Source organism: Streptomyces griseosporeus (assembly GCF_014656055.1).
Classification (GTDB): domain Bacteria; phylum Actinomycetota; class Actinomycetes; order Streptomycetales; family Streptomycetaceae; genus Streptomyces; species Streptomyces griseosporeus.
On the sequence record NZ_BNBR01000001.1, the window covers coordinates 982,819 to 999,556 of the forward strand.

The 16,738-nt window shown below is 75.6% G+C and carries 13 protein-coding genes and 1 pseudogene; 10 read left to right on the top strand and 4 right to left on the bottom strand.

The features are described 5' to 3' along the window. Positions 1-64: 64 nt before the first annotated feature. The gene (locus tag IE308_RS04320; protein WP_190217362.1) at positions 65-2,602 is read left to right on the top strand and encodes a SpoIIE family protein phosphatase; all 2,538 of its coding nucleotides are present in this window, start codon (positions 65-67) and stop codon (positions 2,600-2,602) included. 293 nt (positions 2,603-2,895) lie between these two features. Next, entirely contained in the window at positions 2,896-4,806 is a 1,911-nt protein-coding gene (locus IE308_RS04325) for an ATP-binding protein (protein ID WP_190216642.1), read from the top strand. 60 nt (positions 4,807-4,866) lie between these two features. On the opposite strand, the gene tpg is transcribed toward IE308_RS04325, so the two are convergent. After that, positions 4,867-5,424 carry a telomere-protecting terminal protein Tpg gene (tpg, locus tag IE308_RS04330; protein ID WP_110633796.1) on the bottom strand — a complete coding sequence of 186 codons (558 nt, stop codon included), beginning with the start codon at positions 5,422-5,424 and terminating at the stop codon, positions 4,867-4,869. Positions 5,425-5,477: 53 nt separating this feature from the next. Beyond that, the gene (locus tag IE308_RS04335; RefSeq protein ID WP_190216643.1) at positions 5,478-6,095 is read right to left on the bottom strand and encodes a hypothetical protein; all 618 of its coding nucleotides are present in this window, start codon (positions 6,093-6,095) and stop codon (positions 5,478-5,480) included. 233 nt (positions 6,096-6,328) lie between these two features. Between IE308_RS04335 and IE308_RS04340 the strand changes: the two genes are divergently transcribed. Beyond that, complete coding sequence (locus tag IE308_RS04340; RefSeq protein WP_229908699.1) at positions 6,329-7,153, top strand: pentapeptide repeat-containing protein; 825 nt, start codon at positions 6,329-6,331, stop codon at positions 7,151-7,153. A gap of 180 nt (positions 7,154-7,333) precedes the next feature. Here IE308_RS04340 and IE308_RS04345 read toward each other — a convergent pair. After that, positions 7,334-9,260, bottom strand: a pseudogene (locus IE308_RS04345) (ABC transporter ATP-binding protein). A 252-nt stretch (positions 9,261-9,512) separates the two neighbouring features. Here IE308_RS04345 and IE308_RS04350 point away from each other — a divergent pair. After that, positions 9,513-10,412, top strand: coding sequence for a lysylphosphatidylglycerol synthase transmembrane domain-containing protein (locus IE308_RS04350; RefSeq protein WP_229908763.1), 900 nt, complete (start codon positions 9,513-9,515; stop codon positions 10,410-10,412). Positions 10,413-10,460: 48 nt separating this feature from the next. On the opposite strand, the gene IE308_RS04355 is transcribed toward IE308_RS04350, so the two are convergent. Further along, entirely contained in the window at positions 10,461-11,180 is a 720-nt protein-coding gene (locus IE308_RS04355) for an SDR family oxidoreductase (protein ID WP_190216645.1), read from the bottom strand. 99 nt (positions 11,181-11,279) lie between these two features. On the opposite strand from IE308_RS04355, the gene IE308_RS04360 reads away from it, so the two are divergent. The 6 genes from IE308_RS04360 (at position 11,280) to IE308_RS04385 (ending at position 16,559) form a co-directional block, all read left to right on the top strand. After that, on the top strand, positions 11,280-12,545 hold the full coding sequence (locus tag IE308_RS04360) for a hypothetical protein (protein WP_190216646.1): 1,266 nt from the start codon (positions 11,280-11,282) through the stop codon (positions 12,543-12,545). 39 nt (positions 12,546-12,584) lie between these two features. Then, positions 12,585-13,325 (top strand): SDR family NAD(P)-dependent oxidoreductase, encoded by a 741-nt coding sequence (locus IE308_RS04365; protein ID WP_190216647.1) that lies wholly within the window; start codon positions 12,585-12,587, stop codon positions 13,323-13,325. 104 nt (positions 13,326-13,429) lie between these two features. Next, the gene (locus tag IE308_RS04370; protein WP_110633781.1) at positions 13,430-14,188 is read left to right on the top strand and encodes a crotonase/enoyl-CoA hydratase family protein; all 759 of its coding nucleotides are present in this window, start codon (positions 13,430-13,432) and stop codon (positions 14,186-14,188) included. 348 nt (positions 14,189-14,536) lie between these two features. Continuing rightward, the gene (locus IE308_RS04375; protein ID WP_110633778.1) at positions 14,537-14,791 is read left to right on the top strand and encodes a hypothetical protein; all 255 of its coding nucleotides are present in this window, start codon (positions 14,537-14,539) and stop codon (positions 14,789-14,791) included. Next, positions 14,788-15,684: a sigma-70 family RNA polymerase sigma factor gene (locus tag IE308_RS04380; protein ID WP_110633774.1), complete on the top strand. Its 897-nt coding sequence runs from the start codon at positions 14,788-14,790 to the stop codon at positions 15,682-15,684. The genes IE308_RS04375 and IE308_RS04380 overlap by 4 nt, the downstream gene beginning before the upstream one ends. Before the next feature lie 11 nt (positions 15,685-15,695). Beyond that, entirely contained in the window at positions 15,696-16,559 is an 864-nt protein-coding gene (locus IE308_RS04385; RefSeq protein ID WP_110633770.1) for a hypothetical protein, read from the top strand. Positions 16,560-16,738 lie beyond the last annotated feature (179 nt).

The following is a 16,738-nucleotide window of genomic DNA, read 5'->3' on the forward strand; positions in this document are numbered from 1 at the left end:
ACGCGACCGGCCCGACCGTCCGCGCCCCCGCGGCGCCCAGCCGAGGAGCATCCCGATCGTGACCATGTCCGACCAGCCCGCCGAGCCGAGGGAGCGTGAAGCGCCCCCGGCCGAGGTGGAGCACGCCGGGTCCGGGACCGGCAGCGCCGAGGTGACGCACGCCGGCGGCGGCCCGCGCACTGCCGAGGTGGCGCACCCCGGGACCGGCCCGGCCGCCGCCCCGCTGCCGGCGGGGCCCGGCGAGCCCTCCGGTGTCTCCGCGACCTCCACGGTCGGCCGGCTCGCCGCCACCGTGGAGCGGCTGCGCCAGGAGGTGCGGGCGGCGCAGGCCGAGGCGGAGGGGCGGGCCCTGATCGAGCTGGCCAAGGGCATCCTCGTGGAACGGCTCGGCTGCGGACCGGCCCAGGCGGCCCGGCAGTTGTCGGAGCTGACCGAGCAGGCGGGGGTGACGCTGCTGGAGTTCGCCGTCGACGTCATCAACCAGGCCGCCCGCGACCGGCTGTCGGAGATCACCGACGCGTTCCTGACCGCCACTTCGGGCTCCCGTCCCGCGGACGGCGGTGAGGCGGCGGTCCGCCTGCGCGCCGCCGAGAGCGGGGCGCTCGCCGCCCACGACACGCAGGCCGTCGCCGACTCGCTGCTGGAACACGCCCTGCGGCCGCTGGGCGCCGTGGCCGTCGCCGTGTGGGCGGCCGGGTCCGACGGCTCGCTGACTCTGGCCGGCAGCGCCGGTTTCGCCCCCGCCGAGGCCTCGCGCTGGCGGTATGTGCCGCCGGACGTGGTGACCGTGGCGCGCCGCGGGCTCACCGAGCGCAGCGGCCAGTGGATCGAGTCGCTGACGGAGACGGGGCTGCCGACCATCGGCCGGCACCTCTACCCCGACGGCGGGCGGGCCGCCGTACCGGCGGGCACCGGGGGGCGGATCCACGGCGTGCTGGAGATCGCCTGGCCCACCGCCCTGGAGCCGCAGCCGCCGCAGATCCTCCGTCAGGTGGAGGCCCTGGCCGAGCTGTGCGCGCACACGCTGGAGAACTTCACCCCGGGGACGGACCCGGTGCAGGAGCCGCGGCTGGTGCCGGACGTCGCCGAACTCATGGACCTGGCCGACGGTCTGCACGACCCGGCGCTGGTCCTCGTCCCGCACACCGACCCCGCCGGGCAGCTGGTCGACTTCCGCATCCAGCACGTCAACACCCGTTTCCTCGACCCCGCGGGGCGGCCCCGCGCGGTGATCAACGGGGAGCTGCTGCTGGAGGCGTACCCGATGACGGCGGGGGACAGCGAGCTGTTCCAGCGCATCGAGCGGGTCTACGCCACGGGCGAGCCGTTCCGGGCGCAGCGCATGCGCCTGACCGCGCTGGTCGGCCAGGTGCCGCTGTCGGCGGTCGCCGACATCAGCATCAGCCGGCACGGCGCGAGCGTGCTGCTGATCTGGCGGATCGAGGACGAGACTGCCCGCCTGGCCAGCCTGCTCCAGCACGCCCAGCGGCTCGGCCGGATCGGCGGCTTCGAGGAGGACCTGCTCACCGGCGGCATCACCTGGAACAGCCAGATGTACGACCTGTTCGGCCGCCCCGACACCAGCCTGCCGGTGCCGCTGGAGGACCTGCCGGCCCACGCCCACCGCGACGACGCGGTGATCATCGGCCGTTTCCTGCGGACCCTGCTGCACCACCGGCGGCCCGCCTCCGCGGCCTTCCGGCTGCAGCGGCCCGACGGTGTCACCCGGCATGTGCGGGTGGTGGCGGAGCCGGTGCAGGACGCGGACGGCCGGCTGTTCGTGGTGCGCGGCGCCTACCAGGACATCTCCGCCCAGCACTGGACGGAGGTGGCCCTCGCCGCCACCCGTGACCAGCTCGCGCACACCGAGCAGCAGGCCGCCGAACGCAACCGGCTGACGCTGCAGTTGCAGCACGCGATCATGCCCCCGGCCCAGGCGCCGCTGCAGGCGCCGGGGCTTGAGGTGGCCGTGCGCTACCGTCCGGCCGAGGCCGAGCAGCTGGTCGGCGGCGACTGGTACGACGCCGTGGTGCTGCCGTCCGGGCAGGTGCTGCTGTGCGTGGGGGACGTGGCCGGGCACGGCATAGAGGCCGCGACGAGCATGGTCGTGCTGCGCAACGCGCTGCGCGGCCTGGCCGTCACCGGTGCCGGCCCCGGGCAGCTGCTGTCGTGGCTCAACATCGTCGCCCACCACCTCAACGGCGCGGTCACGGCCACGGCCGTGTGCGGGCTGTACGACCCCGACCGGCGCGTCCTGCGCTGGGCGCGGGCCGGTCATCTGCCGCCGGTGCTGGTGCGCTCCGGGGAGGCCGCGCCGCTGCCGCTGGTCAAGGGCATCCTGCTGGGCGCCCTGCCGGACGCGGTGTACGAGGAGGCCGAGGAGCTGCTCGCCCCCGAGGACACGCTGCTGATGTACACCGACGGTCTGGTGGAGCGCCGGGACCGGTCGGTGGAGGAGTCGGTGACCCATCTGGTGACGACGGCCCGGTCGGCGCCGAAGACGCTGGACCAGCAGCTGGACCGGCTGCTGACGTACGGCCGGTCGGACACGGACGACGACACCTGCCTCGTCGGCGTGCGGGTCATGAAGGAGGCGTCGTAGCGGTCTGTCGCGGCCTCGCTCGACCGGCCTCGGTATTCGCTTCCGCGTTCTAGGTATCGGCGGGGTGTGTGGTGTGGCACGTCGTGCCGCGACCGGGGCGCCCCGCACGCGTTGGGTTTGCCGTGGCGCGGCTTGCAGTGACGGTTCTGCACACGGGTTTCTGCACCGTTCGGGACCGTCGGCCGGGAGGGCGCGCCGGCAGCTGACGGGTGACGACGGGGAGTACGGCGACGGTGTGGACGAGCGGTGGCGGTCCGGGGGGCGGGTCCGCGCACGGGGGTGCGGGCCCCGCGGTGATCGGCAGGGAGCGGGAGACGGCCGCCGTGGCCGGATTGCTGGCCGCTCACCGGCTGGTGACGGTCACCGGGCCGCCCGGGGCCGGCAAGAGCACGGTGGCGGCCGCGGCCGTGGCGGCGTCGGTGTCAGCGGGGTGGGAGTGCCTGGTCCAGGTGCGGCGGCAGGGGTCGGCGCCCGGGCGGCCCGGTGATCTGGCCGCCGACCTGGTCACCCGGCTGACCGGTGCCCCGCCGGCGGGGCCCGTCGCCCCGCAGCGGGCGGCGCGCGCGCTGCCCGACGCCCCGACGCTGCTGTGGCTCGACGACGTCGACCCGGTGCACGACGAGTGCGTCCGCCTCGTGCAGCAGGTACTGCTGAGCGCGCCGCGGACCGGGGTCCTCGTGACGTCCCGCCGGGCGCTGGGCCTGGACGCCGAGCGGACCGTGCGCCTGAGCGGGCTGCGGTACCGGCCCGCCCCGGAGGACGGCGAGGGGCCGGCGCCCGCGGTCGAGCTGTTCCTCCGGCACGCGCCCACCGGGCACGGCGCACCGGACCCGGAGAGCGTCGCCGAGGTGTGCCGGCTGGTCGAAGGGCTGCCGCTGGCCGTGGAACTGGCGGCCGAGCAGACCGCTCAGCTGCCGGTGCGGGAACTGGTCCGGCTGCTGCGGCTCAGCCAGACCTGGCTGGCGGGCCCGCGCCGGGCGCACCGCCGCCACCGGTCGCTGCGCGACGCGGCCGGATCCGCGTGGATGCTGTGCGACACGGCCGTACGCACCGTGTGGGCGCGGGCCAGCCTGTTCGCCGGGTCGTTCACCGAGACGTCGGCGGTCCATCTGTGCGCGGGCGGCGCCGTGGAGCCGGCGCAGGTCCCGTCGTGCCTGGTCCAGCTCGCCGCCCACGGGGTGCTGGAGGTGCGGGGCGAGGTCGGGGCCGTACGGGAGCACCGCTACCAAATGACCCGGCTGGCCCGGGAGTTCGGCGCCGAACGGCTCACCGCGAGGGGGGAGTTCGCCGCGGCGGCGCTGCGGCGCTCGCAGCGCTGGGGGCAGGTGGCCGCGGAGGCGGAGAGCCTGTGGGAGCGGGGCGCCCAGAGCCGTGCGGTGCGGATCGTGTCCGAGGAGTACGAGGAGCTGGCCGCGCTGTTCGCGCACGCGCGCACCGAGCCGTCGCTCGCGCCGGCGGCGCTCCAGACGGGTCTGCGGCTGTGGTTCTGGTGGGTGGCCTGCGACCGGGCCGAGGAGGGCGCGGACCGGCTGCTCGGTCTGCTGCCGCACTGCGACGGCAGTCCGCTGCTCGCCCGCGGGCAGTGGCTCGCCGCCTGGCTGAGCGCGCGGACCGCGCCGGAGACCGCCCGGGCCCTGCTGGACGACGCCTGGTGGGCCTCGGTCCTGGCCGGCGACACCGCGACCGTCGGCCGTATCGCCCATGTGCAGGGCGTGCTCGCGCTGCAGGAGGGCGACGCGCGGGCCGCGGCGGGGCACTTCCAGCTGGCCGCCGACACCATCCCGGCGCACGCGCCGGGCGGGCCCTCGGCGACGCTCAGCCTGGCGGCCCTGGCTCTGGCGCAGCTCCGGTACGCGCCCGCCGCGGCCCGGCGCAGCGCCCACCGGGCTCTGGCGCAGGCGGGGCTGCGGCAGGACGCGTGGGTGTGCCAGGTCGCCCGCTACGCGCAGGCCTGCACCGATCACGGGCTCGGCCGCCCGGGGCGGGCCTGGCAGCGGGCGCGGCGCGCGCTGGCCGACACCGACGACGGCCTGCCCGCGACGCACGGCACCAGCGCCCTGCGGCAGTTGCTCGCCGACATCGAGACCGGCTCCCCCGCCCGGCTGGAGCTGCCTGCCGCGCTGGTGCCGCACACCGCGCCGCTGCCCGCGCCGCGTCCGTCGGACCGGGAGATCCGCCTCGGCCGCGGGCCGGCCCCGGCCTGAGGATCGGTACGACACGTCGAGGTGGTCGATGTCGTCCTGAGGATCGGTACGACATGTCGCTCAGTACGACACGTCGAGGTAGTCGATGTCGCTGATGTCGACCTCCAGGTCGGCGGCACGGCGGCCGTTGTCCTTGAAGTAGATCTCCTGGAGTCCCTCGGCGACGATGCGGCGCAGCTGGGGGTCGCCGGCGCCCTGCTGCTGGGCGTCGAAGAGGCGGCGGGCGTACTCCGGGGGCAGGTGGACGGTCAGGCGGCGCACGCGCGGGTCGTCGGTGGTGCCGATGGGGGCGGTGTAGCCGAACCGGGCGCGGGTCTCGATGGTGATGCCGGTGTCGGTGGCGGCCCTGGCGCGGGCCTGCTGCCGCACGCGCGGCTGCCAGCGGGCGCGTACGGCGGCCTCGATGCGGTCGGCGATGGCCTGCGGCGGGTGCCGGCGCTCGCCGCTGCGGTAGCGCTCCACCGAGCGTCTGCTGACCCCGATCTCGCGGGCCACGGCCTGCGTCGACTTCAGCTGCCGCACCAGGAAGTTGACGCGCCCCTTGAGGGTCTTGGGCGGCTGCCGTGTGAAGGCCTCCTGCCCGGCCCGGTCCAGCGCGTCGTCGATCTCACCCGCCACGGGCTGCTCCCTCCGTCCGGTACGGCGTCACGATCACACAGGCGGCCCGCCGCTCACAACCGCCGTCCCGTGGCCGCCTCCTCCAGCCGGCCGAGGAGGAAGGGGACCACGCCCCGCTCCCGCAGGGCCAGTTCCCACGCCTCGCGGGCCCGGTCCGCCTCCCCGGCGGCGCCGGCGGGCGGCGTGGCCCGCGGCGCGTCCGGGTCGCGGGGCGCCGCGTCGCCCGGGCGGGCGGTGGTCCGGGTGAGGCGCTGCCAGAGGAGGTCCCCGGCGCCGGCGCCCACCGCCAGCGAGCCCGCGATCAGGCCCGCCGTCACCAGCCCGCCGCCGATGTAGGGGTGTCCGGCGACGGCGCTCAGACCGTATCCGGTCGGCAGGAGCAGGGCCGCGGCGCCGGCGAAGAGGAGGGAGGCGCGGACGGCCGGCGGGGGCGGCACGTCATCGGACGCCTCCTCGGCGCAGGTGCTCCGCAGGTACTCCTGGTACTCGGCCGCGGCGGCCGCGGTGATGGCCGGCCGTGCCTGCCGGGCCCGGCTGCGCAGCTGCTCCCGGCTCAGCGCTCCCCCGGCCCGGTCGAGCGCGTCGCGGATCTGCCGGCAGTCCAGGGCCTCGTCGAGCACCCGCTCGAACACGGCGCCGGTCTCCCGTACCGGCGGGCCGGCATCGGTCATGCTTCCCCCGAAGAGTCCGGAAAGTGCGGCGCGGCACGCCCCCGTCCCGGGGGACAGCCGCCCTGAACCGCGGTCACGGCCCGGGAGTCTAACGTCCGCCACGTTCGCGGGCGCCGGACGACGCGCCCTGCGCGGCGCGCCGCCGCGCGGCCCGGACCGCCCCGTGCCGACCACCCTCCGCCGCCTGCGAGAATGGACGGTCGTTCGACCGCAGGGACAGGAGAGTGCGGACCGTGGAGATCCAGAACCCCGGATCCGGGGGCCGTGAGCAGTTGCTGGCCGCGTGCGGCGACTGCTTCGGGCTGTGCTGTGTCGCGCTCCCCTTCGCGCGGTCCGCGGACTTCGCGGCGGACAAGCCGGCCGGGAAGCCCTGCGGGAATCTTCAGGCGGACTTCCGCTGCGGCATCCACGCCCGGCTGCGCGACGAGGGCTACCAGGGCTGCACCGTCTTCGACTGCTTCGGCGCGGGCCAGAAGGTCTCGCAGGTCACCTTCGGCGGCACGGACTGGCGTGCCGCGCCGCAGAGCGCGGGCACCATGTTCGCGGTGTTCCCGGTGATGCGGCAGCTGCACGAGCTGCTGTGGTACGTCGACGAGGCGCTGCGCCTCGCGGCCGCGCGGCCCGTCCACCGGGACCTGCGGCGGGCGTACGACCGTATCGACGCGCTGACGCGGCGGAGCGCCGAGGAGATCCTCGCGCTGGACGTCAATGCGCTGCGCGGCGAGGTGAACGAGCTGCTGCTGCGGGCGAGCGAGCTGGCGCGGGCGCGGATTCCCGGCCGGAAGCGGAACCACCGCGGCGCGGACCTGATGGGGGCCAGGCTCGCCGGGGCGGATCTGCGCGGGGCGAGTCTGCGGGGCGCGCTGCTCGTCGCGGCCGATCTGTCCGGGGCGGACCTGCGCGGGGCGGACCTCATCGGCGCGGACCTGCGGGACGCCGACCTGTCCGGGGCCGATCTCACGGACGGGCTCTTCGTCACCCAGGCACAGCTGAACGCGGCCCGGGGCACTGCGTCGACCCGTCTGCCGGCGGGGCTGGAGCGCCCGGGGCACTGGTGAGCGCGGGCGTCCGCCCCCGTTCGCCGCACCGGAGATGCGGCCGTCGGCGCGGCGCCGTTAACTGAAGCGCACCGGTACTCGGCGGACGGCGTCCCCTCACCGTCCGGCGGGTGCGGATGCGGGCCGGGCCGGGTCCGGAACCCCGAGACGGACCCGGCCCGGCCCACCACCCGCACGGCGTCATACGGCCGCTCCGGCCGCGTCCGCCGGCTCCTCCCCCTCCTCGTGTGCCTGCGCCCCGGCCGTCGCCGTGCGGTGGGCGAACTGGGTGCGGTACAGCTCGGCGTACCGGCCGCCCGCGGCGAGGAGTTCGTCGTGGGTGCCGCGTTCGACGATGCGGCCCGACTCCACGACGAGGATCTGGTCGGCGGTGCGCACGGTGGACAGTCGGTGGGCGATGACCACGGCCGTGCGGCCCTGGAGAGCTTCGGTGAGCGCTTCCTGGACGGCCGCCTCGGAGGTGTTGTCGAGGTGGGCGGTGGCCTCGTCGAGGACGACGACGCGCTGACGGGCCAGCAGCAGCCGCGCGATGGTCATGCGCTGGCGTTCGCCGCCGGAGAGGCGGTAGCCGCGTTCGCCGACGACGGTGTCGAGACCGTCGGGCAGGGCGTGCACCAGGTCGTCGAGGCGGGCGCGGCGCAGCGCGTCCCACAGCTCCTCGTCGCTCGCCTCGGGCCGGGCGAGCAGCAGGTTGGCGCGGACGGTGTCGTGGAAGAGGTGGCCGTCCTGGGTGACCATGCCGAGGGTGTCGCGCAGGGAGCGGGCGCTGAGGTCGCGCACGTCGACGCCGCCGATGCGGACCGCTCCGGCGTCGACGTCGTACAGCCGCGGCAGGAGCTGGGCGATGGTCGACTTCCCGGCGCTGGAGGAGCCGACGAGGGCGACGGTCTGGCCGGGTTCGGCGCGGAAGGTGACGCCGTGCAGGACCTCCGAGCCGCCTCGCGTGTCGAGGGCGGCGACCTCCTCCAGGGAGGCGAGGGAGACCTTGTCGGCGGACGGGTAGGCGAAGCGGACGTCGTCGAACTCGACGGCGACCGGGCCGTCGGGGACCTCGCGGGCGTCCGGCTTCTCCTCGATGAGCGGCTGCAGGTCCAGCACCTCGAAGACCCGCTCGAAGCTGACCAGCGCGCTCATTACCTCGACTCGGGCCCCGGCTAGGGCGGTGAGCGGGGCGTAGAGGCGGGTCAGCAGCAGGGCGAGGGGAGACCACGGCGCCCGCCTCCAGGGTGCCGCGCAGCGCGAACCAGCCGCCGAGGCCGTAGACGAGGGCGAGCGCGAGGGCGGAGACCAGGGTGAGCGCGGTGATGAACGCGGACTGGGCGGTCGCCGTGCGCACGCCGATGTCGGCGACCTTGCGGGCGCGCAGCGCGAACTGCACGGACTCCTCCTCGGGCCGGCCGAACAGCTTGACCAGCGTCGCGCCGGGCGCGGAGAAGCGCTCGGTCATCCGGGTGCTCATGGCCGCGTTGAGGGTGGCCGCCTCGCGCTGCATACGGGCCATCCGGCTGCCCATGCGCCGCGCCGGGATGACGAACACGGGCAGCAGGACCAGGGCGAGCAGGGTGATCTGCCAGGACAGGGTGAGCATCACGGCGAGGGTGAGCACCAGGGTGACCAGGTTGCTGACGACGCCGGAGAGGGTGTTGCTGAAGGCGCGCTGGGCGCCGATGACGTCGTTGTTGAGACGGGAGACGAGCGCCCCCGTACGGGTGCGTGTGAAGAACGCGACCGGCATCCGCTGCACATGGTCGAAGACGGCCGTCCGCAGGTCGAGGATGAGGCCCTCCCCCAGCGTCGCCGACAGCCGCCGGCCGAGGATGCCGAGCGCCGCCTCCGCCACCGCGATGAGCGCGATGAGCAGGGCGAGACGGACGACGGTGGCCTCGTCGCCGCCGGAGACGATCGCGTCGACGACGTGTCCGGCCAGCACCGGTGTGGCGACTGCGAACAGCGCGGTGACCACGCCGAGCAGGACGAACAGCGCGATACGGCGCCGGTGGGGGCGGGCGAAGGCGCCGATGCGGCGCAGGGTGGCCCGGGCGAGGGGGCGGCGGTCCTGCTGGGCGTGCATGACGCTGTACAGCTGCGTCCACGCGGTGGTCTCCATGCTCATGGACAGCAACGTAGAACCTCAAGCATCGTTGAGGTCAATGTCCGCCGTCCGTCACCCCGTTCGAAGGACCCGATGACCGCACGTAAGGTGTCGTCCCCGCTGCCGCAACCCGCTGTTGGCGGGCTGCCGCGATCCTCGTCCGATGTGAGCGCTGTCCCCCTCCCCGACGTCCCTCCGCTCTCCCGTTCCCCCCGTCTGCCCCGGGGGCGCTTCGTCCGCCGGATCCCCGTCCGGCAGGTGCTGTGCCTGGTTCCGCTGCTCCTCGTCACGGTCGTCGCCGTGCGGCACCGGTCGGTGCTCGCGGAGGGCCTCGCCCGGTTACGGTCGGCCGAGTGGCCGTGGCTGGTCGCGGCGGTCGGAGCGACCTGTCTGACCTGGGTGGCGGCGGCCTGCACCCGGCAGGGCGCGGTGGTCGAGCGGCTGCCGTGGCGGCGGCTGCTGGCCACGCAGTTCGCGGCGGGCGCGGCCAACCATCTGCTGCCGACCGGGCTCGGCGCGAGCGCGGTCAACCTGCGTTTCCTGACGGTGTGCGGGGTGCCGCTGGCCCGCTCGTCGGCGGCGCTCGCGCTGTATCTGCTCGCCGAGTGCGTGGGCCGGCTGTCCCTGATGGCGGCGCTGCTGCTGGTGTTCCCGGGCGCGCTGCGGTTCGGCGCGCTGCTGCCGGAGGACGTGTTCGGGCCGCTGCTGCTCGCCGGGGCCGCGGTGGCGGTGGCGGCGACGACCGCGCTGGTCGTCGTACGGCGGCTGCGGTCCGCGGTGTGCGGCTTCCTGCGGACCGCGCTGGCCGAGGCGCGCGCGGTGCACGCCCGGCCGGCGCGGGCGCTCGCCCTGTGGGGCGGGGCGCTGGCCTTCCCGGCGCTCCAGGCCACCGCGCTGGTGCTGGTGGGCCGGGCGCTGGGGCTGGCGGTGCCGCCCGGGCACATGGCGGTGGCCTATCTGGCGGCGACGGTCGCCGTGGCCCTGGTGCCGACGCCGGGCGGGGTCGGCTCGGTGGAGGCGGCGCTGGTGGTCGCTCTCGTCGCGGCGGGCGGCCCGGCGGCGGTGGCGACGGCGGTGGTGCTGGCGTACCGGATCCTCACGGTGTGGCTGCCGCTGGTGCCGGGGGCGCTGACGCTGGCGGCGCTGGTGCGGATGAAGGTGATCTGACCGGCCGGGGTCAGGAAGGCCCGCTGTCCTTCCGGGCCCGGCGCCGGGTCACCACGGCACCGGCTTGCCGTCGCGGAAGAAGCCGCCGGTCGGCCCGTCGTCCGGCAGGGTCGCCGCCCAGACCACCCCGGCGGCGCCCTCGGCCACGGGCCGGCCGCCGCCGCCCATGTCGGTGTCGGTCCAGCCCGGGCAGACCGCGTTGACGAGCACCCTCTGTGCGCGCAGTTCGCCGGCGAGCAGCCGGGTCAGGGCGTTGAGCGCGGCCTTGGAGACGCTGTAGGCGGGGGTGCCGCCGCTCATCGAGGCGAGCGAGCCGGCCTCGCTGCTGACGTTGACGACCCGCGGGTGCGGGCTGCGCTCCAGCAGCGGCAGCAGCGCCTGGGTGACCCGCCAGGCGCCGAACAGGTTGGTGTCCAGGGCCTGCTGGACCTCGGCGAGGTCGGCGGTGCGGGCCCGGGCCCAGCTGTCGTACAGGATGGCGGCGTTGTTCACGACCACGTCGACGCGGCCGGTCTCGCGGGCGATCCGCTCGGCCATGGCGGTCACGCTCGCCGCGTCGGAGACGTCGAGTTGCACGGCCCGCACCCGCTGTCCGCCGGGGTCGATCGCGGCGGCGGCCTGCTCGCCCTTGCGCGGATCGCGGGAGCCGAGCAGGACGTGGTGGCCGAGTCCGGCGAGCTGCCGGGCGACCTCGCGGCCGATGCCGCGGTTGGCGCCGGTGACGAGGGCGACGGGGGTGGGGGGCGTGTGCGGCGCATGGGGTGACATCGCCTCCATCATGGCAGCTCAACGGCGTTTTTCGTAGGGTCGATCACACAGTTCGCGGAGCTTGTCCGGGCCTGTGCGCGGCTCGGAGAATCGTCCGCCATGGGTGACGTGGGGAAGATCGATCAGGATGCCGTGCTGCGGGCACGGGCGACGCTGCTGGCCTCGGACACGCCGAGCCGCGCGCGGCAGGTGGAGGCCTACCGGGTGCTGGCCGAGGTCAGTCCGGAGTCCTACTTGCCGAAGCTGGCCAAGGCGCTGGTGTCGTACGGGTACGAACCGGAGTTCCGGGACCGGCCGGAGGCCCGGCTGGCGCTGAACGCCGAGGCGGTGGCCGTCGCGCGGCGGATCGACCCGGACGATCCGCGCCGGACCGAGGTGCTCGTCGACACCTTGCGCTCCTGGCAGTTCGAGCTGTTCCGGGCGGGCCGGCGCGCGGAGGCTCTGGCCGTGTGCGAGGAGATGGCCGAGGTGGGGCGGGACGGTTTCGCCCGGGGGCAGGTGACGAGCCCGGAGTACGGGGCCGCGCGGCTGGCCGTCGTCCTGGCGGAGGAGGGACGGCACGGGGAGGCCGCCGAACTGCTCGGGCGGTTCGCCGCCCGGGCGCGTGCGGAGAGCCCGTGGTCGGCCTTCTGGGACGGCCTGGCCCACGTGGCCGAGCTGGAGGCCGCCGGACGCCGGGGAGAGGCCCTGGACGCCTTCGCGGACCTCGTGGCCGCCGGCTGCGCCGAACTGGAGTCCGGTCGTACGTCGCTCGCCGTCCCGGTCTGGCTCCTCGTCCACCACTCCCGCATGCTCGACGCGGCCGGACGCCCGGCCGAAGCGCGCGCGGCGAGGGCGCGGGCGCTGGGTCTGCTGACCGAGCTGGACGCGACCGGGGAGCGCAGGACCTGGGGCAACATGCTGGCCTGGTGGGTCACGCTGCTGGCGCTGTCGGGCCGGGCGGCCGAGCCCGGGTACCCCGCGCCCGCGTTCGGCAGGCACTTCACGGACTGGTCGCCCGACCTGAGACAGACGTACGTCGACGGCATCGCGCCGCTGGAGGCGGAGGTCGCGGCGCTGCGGCGGGCGGCCGACGCCGACCCGGACGGCCCGCACCTGCCCGAACTGCTGGAACGGCAGCGGCGGTTGACGGTGCGCTCGGCGGTCCACCGCGAACACCGCACCCACAGCGTCCTCAAGCCGCTCCGCCCGCTCTTCGCCGAGGGCGTGGCGCTCGCCCGCCGCCTGGCCGCTCGGGCGGATCCGCGGCGGGGGCGGGACGCGCTGGCCCGTGCGCTGACCGACCGGGCCATGTTCCTGCTCGCCGGCCGTCAGTACGGCGAGGCGTACGACGACTTCCGGGAGGTCGTCGCGCTGCTGGACTGAGCCGGGGCCGCCCTCGTGGCCATGGCAGGATCGGCGGTCATGAGCATGGACACAGCGGACCGGCCGGTCGCCCTCGTCACCGGATCCACCTCGGGCATCGGGGAGGCCGTGGCCCGCAGGTTCGCGGCGGACGGGATGCGGGTCGTGGTGCACTCGCGCCGCAGCGCGGCGGCCGGGCGGGCGCTGGCGGAGGAGCTGGGCGGCACGTATCTGCGGGCCGATCTGGAGGTGGAGGACGAGGCGCGGGGGCTGGTGGAGGCCGCGCTCGACCGGTACGGGCGGCTGGACGTGCTGGTCAACAACGCCGGGATCAGCCGGCCGATCCCGCACGCGGACCTGGCAGCGGCCACCCCGGCGGACTGGCGGCGGCTGCTGGAGGTCAACCTGATCGCGCCCTGGGTGCTGTGCACGGCGGCACTGCCCGCGCTGCGCACGGCACCCGGGGGCGGCAGCATCGTCAACATCACCAGTCACGCGGGGGTACGGCCGAAGGGGTCGTCCGTGCCGTACGCGGCGAGCAAGGCGGCGCTGAACCACGTGACGTTGCTGCTCGCGGCGGCACTCGGGCCGGACGTTCGGGTCAACGCGGTGGCGCCGGGCCTGGTGGACACGCCGATGACGAAGGACTGGGCGGGGGCGCACGACCTGTGGCGGGAGCGTGCGCCGATGCGGCGCCCGGCGCGGCCCGAGGACGTGGCCGATCTGGTGGCGTCGGTGGTGGGCAGCGCGTATCTGACAGGCGAGGTGATCGTGCTGGACGGCGGGCTGCATCTCACGTGAGCGGGGCCCGGCGCTCCGGTCCGGGCGGGCCCGCCGATCTCACCCGGGCGTGGCCGACCGGCCGGTAACGTGCGGGGCGTCGCCGCAGCGAAGGGGAGACCGTCATGTCCGTCCGTGTCGAACGCCGGGGGCCCGTCACCACCGTGGTGCTGTCGCGGCCCGAGGTCCGCAACGCCGTGGACGGCCCCACGGCCGCCGAACTCGCCGCCGCCTTCCGGGAGTTCGAGGCGGACGACAGTGCGCGGGCGGCGGTGCTGTGGGGTGAGGGCGGCACGTTCTGCGCGGGTGCCGACCTGAAGGCGATGGGCGGGGAGCACGGCAACCGGGTCGCGGAGGACGGCGACGGGCCGATGGGGCCGACGCGGCTGCGGCTGTCCAAGCCGGTGATCGCCGCCGTCGCCGGGCACGCCGTGGCGGGCGGCCTGGAGCTGGCGCTCTGGTGCGATCTGCGGGTGGCCGAGGAGGACGCCGTGTTCGGGGTCTTCTGCCGCCGCTGGGGCGTGCCGCTGATCGACGGGGGCACGGTACGGCTGCCGAGGCTGATCGGCACGAGCCGCGCCCTGGACCTGATCCTCACCGGCCGGCCGGTACCGGCCCGTGAGGCGCTGGAGATGGGGCTGGCCAACCGGGTGGTGGCGCCGGGCACCGCCCGGGCCGCCGCGGAGGAGCTGGCCGCGACGCTCGCCGCCTTCCCGCAGGGCTGCCTGCGCTCGGACCGGGCCTCGGTCCTCGACCAGGAGGGCCTGTCCGAGGAGGAGGCGCTGCGGCAGGAACTGCGGTACGGCGCCCGGGTGTTGCCGGAGGCCCTGGAGGGCGCCGCCCGCTTCGCGGACGGGGCGGGGCGGCACGGGTCGTTCGGCTGAGGGCCCGCTCGCGCGCCGGTGGTGACGTCCGAGCGCGCGCTGCCGTGCGGTCCCCTCTTGGGTCGTTCTTCAGCACAGGGGACCGCACGGCCTTCCCGTTGCGGCGTCGAGTGGCGCCTCGTCCCTCATGATGCGACGCCGCGGGCCGGAGCGGGCGCAGACGTGATATTTCCCCCTCAAAGGTGTGGCGGCCCCCGGCTCCCCGGGGGCATTGTTCCGTAACCCCATGATCACGTGGCGTTCCGGGCGAGCGCCGCGCCATGCTGTCTGCCCGCCTTCCTGACGGCGCTTCAGCACCGCTGCCGGAAAGGCCCGTTCGAGTGGCGACTCACAGAAAACACGTTGCACATGACAAGTAAGAAGGTGCTCACCGTCGCCGTCCTGGCGACGGTCCTCACGTGGAGCACGGTGATGACCGTGCTGGGGCAGGTCGCGGCCGTCGCCGCGCTGCTCCCGTCCCTGGGCCTGCTCGTGCAGCAGATTGTCCAGGCCCTGACCGCACCCGACGGCTCCCGCCCGGCCGACGGCACCCCCGCCCCCGACGGGCGGCCGCCGGCCGGTGCGGGGCCCGTCGCCGCCGGCGGACAGGAGCCGCCCCGATGATCTGGTCCCCCGACGCCGACCAGCCGCCGCCACCGGACACCTTCGGGCCGGGCGGCCGCCGGGGCCGCAAGCCGGCCCCGATCTCCGACACCGCCGGCCTGTCCCACCGGGCGTGGCTGGAACCGGTCCGCAGTCTGCTGTTCGCCAGCGGCCTGACCCTCAACGACCTCGTCGACCGGTCCGGTTACTCCAAGACCCGGATAAGCGAGCTGCTGCGCGGCAACGGCTACTACCCCGCCTGGGAGATCACCTTCAGCGTGATCCGCGCCCTGGGCCTGCCCGGCCGGCCGATGCTCCGGCTGTGGACCGCGGCGGCCCGGGAGGCGCGCAAGGAGCCCGCCTGGATCCGGCACAGCATCGAGCAGGTCGCCCTCCAGCCGGAGCGTCCGCCGCTGGCGCACCGGGCGTTCACCGAGGCGATGACCCGGCCCTACACCGACTACGCGCGCGCCTTCCTGCTCACCGAGGAGCGCGCCCGGGCGGCGGTGTGGGAGACCTTCGACATCCTGTGGCTGTGCTGGAGCGAGGCCGCCACCAGCGCGGACATCCGCCGCTACGCCTGGCTGCTGCTGCGCTCGCGGGTCATGGCCCGCGCCCACCGGCGTCAGGACGGCGGTCCCGACCTGCGGGCCGCCGTCTTCTCCACCGCCGAGGTGCACGACAGCGTGCCCGGCCATGTCGTGGTCCTCAGCGAGCTGGTCGACCTGTTCGACGCGATCGGCCGGCTGCCCCACGACCAGCTGGACGTGGCCGTGCTGCGCTACCTGTGCGGCATGCCGCTGGACGCCGTCCCGGACGTGCTCGGCCTGACCCCGGCCATCGCCCACGCCGTCGACCACCACGCCCGCGCCACCCTCGAACGCCTCCTCAGCTCACACAGCCCCCGGGAGTGAATCCAGCCGCCATGACCTCCGTCGACGCCCTCCTCGCCCGTGCCCGCCTCCACCCCGGCCCCGACGTGCCCCCCGACACCGTCGCCTACGAAGACTGCGCCTATTTCGACCTCACCGCCGACCCGGCCACCGCGCCGGCCGGTGAGCCCGCCGGTGACGACACCGCCGCCGAGCAGCTCGACCGGCTCTGCGAGGTCGTCGTGACCGCCGTCGCCCCCGGCACGCTGGAGTTCCTCACCGACCAGCTGCCCGAACCACCCGCCGCCTGGCTGCTGGGCTGCGCGCTGCACCTGGCCGGCGTCGCCGACGGGGCCCGGTTCTGGTGGCAGTACGCCGCCGGCGCCGGCCACTCCCCCGCCGCCTACTGCCTGTCCCTGCACCACCACGCCCGCGGGGAGGAGCACGCGGCCGCGTTCTGGTACGACCAGACGGGCTTGGACGAGGCCGCGGAGGCCGACACGTTCCCGGTCGCCGGGGTGTGCCCGTCGCTGAGCGGTTTCCGCTTCGACGCCAGCCTGCCGACGGTGCTGCGGATCCTCAGCCATCTCGCGGCGCCCGGCCGGCGGCGTCTGCCGCACCGCGCGGACGCCGTCACGAACTACGTCGCCCGGGCCGTCGCCCACGGCTACCGGCGGCACCCGGGCGTGGAGATCCCGGTGCCCGAGCCGCGCTTCGCCGACCGGATCAGCTTCCTGCTGGGCACCGACCCGCCGTGGGCCCGCCGCATGGCCCGTGTCTTCCACCGCCCCGCGCTGCCCAGCCGGGCCCAGAGCGCCGGCTCCGCGCGGGAAGGGGCCGGGAAGGGCCGTACGGCGGCCGAGGCGGCCGATGCCGCCGCCGCGTCCACGGTGGCGTCCTGGGGGCGCCCGGCCTGAACGGCGTACGGCCCCGGAACCGGCGGACGGCCGGGGCAGGCTGCCCACCCGAGCCGCCGTACGGCTGGGACGGGTGCCGGGCGCTCACCCGTTCGGCGTACGCGGGCGGGAACCTCGGCCGGTCGGCGGCTTTGCTGGGGAGGTCAGCCAGTACACCCGCCGTGAACGGCAAGGAGTCA

Bases quoted from the DNA above. Each gene is read 5' to 3' on its own strand.
- IE308_RS04320 (WP_190217362.1), top strand. From the start codon at position 65: ATGTCCGACCAGCCCGCCGAGCCGAGGGAGCGTGAAGCGCCCCCGGCC.
- IE308_RS04335 (WP_190216643.1), bottom strand. From the start codon at position 6,095: ATGACCGATGCCGGCCCGCCGGTACGGGAGACCGGCGCCGTGTTCGAG.
- IE308_RS04355 (WP_190216645.1), bottom strand. From the start codon at position 11,180: ATGTCACCCCATGCGCCGCACACGCCCCCCACCCCCGTCGCCCTCGTC.
- IE308_RS04360 (WP_190216646.1), top strand. From the start codon at position 11,280: ATGGGTGACGTGGGGAAGATCGATCAGGATGCCGTGCTGCGGGCACGG.
- IE308_RS04365 (WP_190216647.1), top strand. From the start codon at position 12,585: ATGAGCATGGACACAGCGGACCGGCCGGTCGCCCTCGTCACCGGATCC.
- IE308_RS04370 (WP_110633781.1), top strand. From the start codon at position 13,430: ATGTCCGTCCGTGTCGAACGCCGGGGGCCCGTCACCACCGTGGTGCTG.
- IE308_RS04375 (WP_110633778.1), top strand. From the start codon at position 14,537: ATGACAAGTAAGAAGGTGCTCACCGTCGCCGTCCTGGCGACGGTCCTC.
- IE308_RS04380 (WP_110633774.1), top strand. From the start codon at position 14,788: ATGATCTGGTCCCCCGACGCCGACCAGCCGCCGCCACCGGACACCTTC.
- IE308_RS04385 (WP_110633770.1), top strand. From the start codon at position 15,696: ATGACCTCCGTCGACGCCCTCCTCGCCCGTGCCCGCCTCCACCCCGGC.